Source organism: Vibrio sp. 10N.222.46.A1, from assembly GCF_041473595.1.
GTDB lineage: Bacteria > Pseudomonadota > Gammaproteobacteria > Enterobacterales > Vibrionaceae > Vibrio > Vibrio tasmaniensis_A.
Genome location: NZ_JBFRSN010001423.1, coordinates 1 through 291 on the forward strand (window position 1 = coordinate 1; position 291 = coordinate 291).

Sequence of the window (291 nt, forward strand, 5' to 3'; positions counted from 1 at the left end):
AGGTAATGATCTATCAGTCGGTGAAACCGATGAACAAGATTCAGACTCTTTAGACCCATTTGATGATCTACTGACAAGTGGCATTGAAGACGAACTTGAACCTGAAGAGAAGGCGTTTGATAAAGAGTTAGACGAAGCCTTTGGTTTTGACAACGCCAGCGATGAGTCCGAAAAGGATTCAGACGTCGAACTTACTCCGTTAACCTCAGAAACACCTGAAGCTGAGTCTGAGCAAGCATCGGACATTAGTGCAACACCACAAGCTGAAGTCATTAGTGATGAATCGTTAGA

The 291-nt window shown here is 43.6% G+C and carries 1 protein-coding gene; it reads left to right on the plus strand.

From position 1 onward, the window contains the following. The coding region (locus AB4496_RS27060) for a hypothetical protein (protein WP_372133010.1) at positions 1-291 on the plus strand (291 nt) is incomplete at both ends.